We start from the raw sequence: 4,991 nt of genomic DNA on the forward strand, positions 1-4,991 counted from the left end.
ATCACGTCGTAGGGCGGCGGCGATCACGTCCGACAGAGAGCCAACGTGGTCCAGGTTGTAACGCAGTGCAGCAAAAGGAGCGATTTGTGGCATCGTTTGATTCGCGTTTAAAGGAGAGACGGACAGGGGAAATATCAGACGCCAGCGTCAAAACGGCATGCATCCATGATGTTACCCCAAGCAGCGGTGGCTTACCGTAGGGACATAAAAAAACTCGGCCCTTAATAAAAGGCCGAGTTTTAATGTTATTCACTGTAGTGCTCGTGCACCCTAGTAGCGGTAGTGGTCTGGCTTGTAAGGGCCTTCCACGGGTACGCCCATGTATTCCGCTTGATCGGCGGTCAGCGTGGTCAGCTTCACGCCGAGTTTGCCCAGGTGCAATCGTGCGACTTCTTCGTCGAGTGCTTTAGGCAACATGTAGACTTTGGTTTCGTACTCGCCGTGCTTGGTCCACAATTCGATTTGTGCCAAAACTTGGTTCGTGAACGAAGTGCTCATCACGAAGCTAGGGTGACCGGTGGCACAACCGAGGTTGACCAAGCGACCCTTGGCAAGGACGAGGATGCTGCGGCCACTTTCTTTGAAGGTGTAGCGATCGACGGCACCGACATCCGATGGCTTGATCTCGTCCTTGGTTGCACGTCCGGCGGCAACTTCGGCTTCCAGCCAAGCAACGTCAATTTCAGTATCGAAGTGACCGATGTTGCAAAGGATGGCATCTTCGGGCATCTCGGTCATGTGTTGACCAAGGATGATGTCCTTGTTGCCTGTCGTGGTGACGTACAGGTGGCCTTCTTTGCAGGCTTCTTCCATCGTGGTGACTTCGAAACCTTCCATCGCTGCTTGCAATGCATTGATCGGGTCGATTTCGGTGACGATCACGCGGCAGCCATAACGCTGCAGCGAATGGGCACATCCCTTACCGACATCGCCGTAACCGCAAACCACGGCGACCTTGCCCGCCAACATCACGTCGGTGGCTCGCTTGACGCCGTCGGCGAGCGATTCGCGACAACCGTACAAGTTGTCGAACTTGCTCTTGGTAGCCGAGTCGTTGACGTTGATCGCAGGGACTTGCAGCTTGCCCGAACGATTTAGGACTTCCAAGCGGTGCACGCCTGCGGTGGTTTCTTCGCTGATGCCGCGAATTTCCGTCAACAGTTCCGGGAACTTGTCGTGAACCATCGCGGTCAAGTCACCGCCGTCGTCCAGGATCATGTTGATCGGTTTGCCCGAAGGGAAGTGCAAGGTTTGCTCGATGCACCAATCAAATTCTTGATCGTTCATGCCCTTCCAGGCGTAAACGGGGATGCCAGCGGCAGCAATCGCAGCGGCGGCGTGATCTTGGGTGCTGAAAATGTTACAGCTGCTCCAAGTCACTTCGGCACCGAGTTCGACCAACGTTTCGATCAGAACCGCCGTTTGGATGGTCATGTGCAGACATCCGGCGATGCGAGCTCCGGCGAGCGGCTTTGATTTGCCGTATTTTTCACGAAGCGCCATCAAACCAGGCATTTCGTTTTCGGCAAGCTGAATTTCTTTGCGGCCGTATTCCGCTAGCTTGATGTCTTTGACTTTGTAGGGAAGTCGGTTGGTTTCGACTTGAGACACAGGCGTACTCCAATGTTGGAAAAGGGGATGGAATAAGCGCGTCAGAGGGGTTGCGGACCGAACACAGGGACTCCCGCTGGTTCGCAATCCCCCGAACGCACTCAGAGCTCTTCAGGGTGGTGCAGGTCATATAAACCGCACGCAAGCCCGCATGATAAACATAAAGTTTGGTTTTCGCACGGGGCAAAGTGGGGGTTTCCGGATCGCGGACGGCAAATCAGCCAAAGGCATTTTTCGCCTGTTTGCAGAATGCAGCGATCAAAGCGGCCGACTTTTGGCCTCGAGGCGACTCGACTCCGCTGGCAACATCCACGCTGCGAGCCCCCGAGACACGGATCGCCTCGGCGACGTTTTCGGGCCGTAAACCGCCCGCTAATGTCCAGCGGACGGCGGCGAATCTCGCGGACCAGTCGCGAAGAGAGTCCCAATCCAGTGATCGGCCGATTCCTCCGTGAGCCGATCCTGCGTCCGCATCGAGCAACACGTGGCATCCGGCGTCGATCCAAGGACGGACGCGGTCCTCGATTTCAGTTTCTGACAATTTATCCCCAGGAATTTTCACAGCTCGCATCAGCGGCAACCCTAATTTGGTCCATACTGGGACGTCAGAAACCAGTTCGTCACCATGTAGCTGAATCGCGTCGAGTCCGACCTCGGCGATCACCTCTCGAATCGAGTCCGCCGGCTCGTTGACGAATACACCGACTCGGTACAACCCGCAGTCAGCTGCGTAAGCAGAAAGCACGCGGGTGCCGGCGGCCTGGGGATCGAGATAGCGAACGCTGGGGGGATAAAAGTTCAGCCCCACCGCGTCGCCCCCCGCTTGATGGACAGCATCGATGTCCGTCTTGAGTAGAACGCCGCAAATTTTGATGTGAAACACAGAAACCCAACACCGAACCGGAACAAATGACTGGGCCAGCCTATGTCGACTGACCGATAGATACTACACCGCAACTCATTCGTTTTGGAAGGTTGGCGTTTTGGAAGCTTGGCGGCACGCTTTGGAGATTGGAATGCTGGCAACGAAGGTTCGACGTGTCGCAGGCCGCGACCTCCTATTGGTGGCGATTTCGTCGTTCGTGCTTGCAATTCACTCGATGCCAAGCGGCGTGGAAGCAGAGTCGGCCGACCACGCGATCGTGCCTGACACTGTCAAATCCATTCCTGCTGTCATCATCCCTGTCTCGGCCGACGCAGCCGTCGCTCGGTGGCAAGCCGAAGTCGCCCAGTTCTATGCCGAACAAACGCAAGCCAAAACATCGCAGGACGGGGGCGATCTGGCTCATCTTAGCAGCGTTGCTCGAACGTCCTTTGTGACCACGACACCGGAAAAGGCTTCAGGGCCAACCGCAACCAGTGCGTCAGAACAAGGTCTCCGCCACGCGTCGCCCCCGATCGCCCCTGGGCAAGATTCGGTGGCACGAGCCGACGGAGTAACGTTTCAGACGCAGTCGATTGTGGTTGCCTTGGTGATCACCGTGATCGTGTCGCTCGTCTTTGCCGCTTGGTGTGTCATATCCCCGACGCGTCACATTTCGCCCGCAATGTGGGCAAGTCGACCCAGCGTGGGGAATGTCGCGAATGCAAGCGAATCCTATGTCATCAATGTCGATACGAAATGGTTCAGTGTCAGCCAGCCGATGCTTGTGCGAGCACGGCAATGTTGCTTTGCCGTGCTGGTTGTGGCTGCCATGTTTGTCTGCGTGACTTAGCCGCTAAACCAGTCCGGTCAAGCTCCCATCGCCACAGTAATCGGGGTTACCAAAGCTGTCGGTGGGGTGTCCCATTGCTTCGGCGATGCTCATTAGCAAACGGTTGTGCGGCACGTTGTTGAATTTCAACGCCCGGCCAGTATCAAATCCGAGTCCACCGCCGACCATCACAAACGGAATGTTGTTGCGTGTGTGTGAGTTGCCTTTGCCAAGTTCGTTGGTCCACACAATCGTGGTGTTGTCCAGCAGTGACCCGCTGCCATCGGGCTCGGGGGTTTCTGCCAATCGTTTAGCGAGGAAGGCCACCTGTTCGGCGTACCAGGTGTTGATCTTGATCAGTTTTTCGTAAGCGGTTTCGTTCTTGTCGGGCTCGTGCGAAAGCCCGTGATGGCCTTCGTCGATGCCAAGCCAACGCATCCTCGCATTGCCGACGCTGTTGGTGATTTGGTAAGTCGCCACGCGAGCAAAATCAGCTGCAAAACTGTTGACGAGCAGCTCGATTTGCATTTTGGCAATTTGCGGCATGTTGTCGTTTTCGGTTTCGACATTCGCAGGCATCTCGGGGATGGCATGCCCGACATCGCCGTGCTTTTTCGATTGCTCGAGTTCAGTTTGTAATTCCTTTTCCACCGAGCGGACCATCGCAACATGTTCTTCGAGGATCCGCCGATCTTCGCTGCTGATCAAGTTTTCGACTCGGCGAAAATCTTCGCTCAAATCATCCAGCACGCTGGCCAAGAGTTCGCGATTCTTGCTTTGTCCATACAGTTTGTCGAACATTTGGTAGGGATCGCTGATCGGTGCGACCGGTTGGTTCGGCCCAGCGTAGGACATTCGCGTCCAGGTGTCGGCGCGGTCGGGCACCATGACGCCGAATTCAAGCGAGCCAAAACGTGTTTGTTTTTCAGGGACCGCCTGCATTTGGTTTTTCAAATATTGGTCGATCGAAATGCCTTGCGACCAACCGGCCGGTGTGTCCGAGCCGCCTTGGATGTCACCAGGAAACAATTCGACTCCGGTCAGCAAACAGCCGATGCCGCGCATGTGGCCGTCGCCGTCGCCTTGGATTTTGTTGCACACGCCGTGCAGCGTCATCATTTGATCCTTGAATCCAGCAAGCGGCTGCAGGATGCGTTTGATGTCATAATCGCGTCCTTCTTTTTCGGGCCAGAAGTGTTTGGGGATCACTCCATTGGGGCTGAACAGAAAAACAATTCGTTGCTTGCGAGCCGAGGTCGAGGCGGCCCAACCGAGGCTTGGCAGCGAGAACAGAAAGTTGGCCGCCGCGGCGCTGACGCCAAATTTCAACAAAAAGTCTCGGCGAGATAGAGGCTGGTTCATCATGATTCTGCTCAGGTTTCTTGGTGCTTCGAAATCGGTTCTGTCGCCGCGGTTACGGCGATCCACACAATCAAATCTCGGACTTTAAAGCCGCTGGTTCGGAATCGCTCGGTCAGTTCCGAAAGTTTGTCGGGGCCGTAGGCTCCGATCGGTTGTTTGACGAAATACTCAAATGCGGCTTCCACGAACGCGCGGTGAGCATCTTCGCTGTCAACAAGGTAGTTTGCCAAATCACGAGCGTCCTTAAACGCGACCTTGTTGCCGTTTCGGTCTTCGTAACTACCGCTAGCGTCGATCGGGCGTTTGTTCTCGGATTCGCGAAAA

5 protein-coding genes are annotated in these 4,991 nt (G+C 55.6%); 1 reads left to right on the top strand and 4 read right to left on the bottom strand.

Going from position 1 to position 4,991, the window contains the following annotated elements; translation table 11 throughout:
- Positions 1 to 270: 270 nt before the first annotated feature.
- The gene (gene ahcY, locus RMSM_RS00035; RefSeq protein ID WP_008689651.1) at positions 271 to 1,611 is read right to left on the bottom strand and encodes an adenosylhomocysteinase; all 1,341 of its coding nucleotides are present in this window, start codon (positions 1,609 to 1,611) and stop codon (positions 271 to 273) included.
- 217 nt (positions 1,612 to 1,828) lie between these two features.
- Positions 1,829 to 2,494 carry a phosphoribosylanthranilate isomerase gene (locus tag RMSM_RS00040; RefSeq protein WP_008689653.1) on the bottom strand — a complete coding sequence of 222 codons (666 nt, stop codon included), beginning with the start codon at positions 2,492 to 2,494 and terminating at the stop codon, positions 1,829 to 1,831.
- Positions 2,495 to 2,627: 133 nt separating this feature from the next.
- Here RMSM_RS00040 and RMSM_RS00045 point away from each other — a divergent pair, with 133 nt between their 5' ends.
- Complete coding sequence (locus tag RMSM_RS00045; protein WP_144057247.1) at positions 2,628 to 3,326, top strand: hypothetical protein; 699 nt, start codon at positions 2,628 to 2,630, stop codon at positions 3,324 to 3,326.
- A 3-nt stretch (positions 3,327 to 3,329) separates the two neighbouring features.
- On the opposite strand, the gene RMSM_RS00050 is transcribed toward RMSM_RS00045, so the two are convergent.
- Both RMSM_RS00050 and RMSM_RS00055 read right to left on the bottom strand, forming a co-directional pair.
- Positions 3,330 to 4,670: a DUF1552 domain-containing protein gene (locus tag RMSM_RS00050; protein ID WP_008689655.1), complete on the bottom strand. Its 1,341-nt coding sequence runs from the start codon at positions 4,668 to 4,670 to the stop codon at positions 3,330 to 3,332.
- An 8-nt stretch (positions 4,671 to 4,678) separates the two neighbouring features.
- The coding region (locus tag RMSM_RS00055) for a DUF1585 domain-containing protein (protein WP_040763247.1) at positions 4,679 to 4,991 on the bottom strand (313 nt) is incomplete at its 5' end.

This window comes from Rhodopirellula maiorica SM1, assembly GCF_000346295.1.
Classification (GTDB): domain Bacteria; phylum Planctomycetota; class Planctomycetia; order Pirellulales; family Pirellulaceae; genus Novipirellula; species Novipirellula maiorica.

Coding starts and splice junctions, on each gene's coding strand:
- RMSM_RS00045 (WP_144057247.1), top strand. CDS start 2,628: ATGCTGGCAACGAAGGTTCGACGTGTCGCAGGCCGCGACCTCCTATTG.
- RMSM_RS00050 (WP_008689655.1), bottom strand. CDS start 4,670: ATGATGAACCAGCCTCTATCTCGCCGAGACTTTTTGTTGAAATTTGGC.